The following is a 257-nucleotide window of genomic DNA, read 5'->3' as shown; positions in this document are numbered from 1 at the left end:
TTGCGAGGCTGTAGGCCAGCGACACCCCGGCAATTAACAGGAACAGCGGGAAAATCAGGTCCGTGGGGGTAAAGCCGTGCCAGACCGCATGCAGCAGCGGTGCGAACACATGGCTCCAGTCGCCGGGGTTGTTGACCAGCAGCATCGCAGCCCCGGTCAGCCCGCGCAGGGCATCGATCGAGCCCAGGCGCGAAGAGGAAGGCGTGCGCATGCGTCCTCGCGCTCGCCGGCGATCCAGGTCGCGCGCCCCTGCAGCG

The 257-nt window shown here is 67.7% G+C and carries 1 pseudogene; it reads right to left on the bottom strand.

Features of this window, described 5'->3' with window-relative positions:
- A pseudogene (locus tag ACQG3P_RS20405) lies at positions 1-211 on the bottom strand (DUF5009 domain-containing protein); the annotation flags it as partial.
- Between the last annotated feature and the right edge of the window lie 46 nt (positions 212-257).

The sequence above is a fragment of the Stenotrophomonas sp. SrG genome (assembly GCF_050031795.1).
Lineage (GTDB): Bacteria > Pseudomonadota > Gammaproteobacteria > Xanthomonadales > Xanthomonadaceae > Stenotrophomonas > Stenotrophomonas rhizophila_A.
Note: the sequence above shows the minus strand (reverse complement) of the source record. Positions and strands in the feature narration are given on the sequence as shown.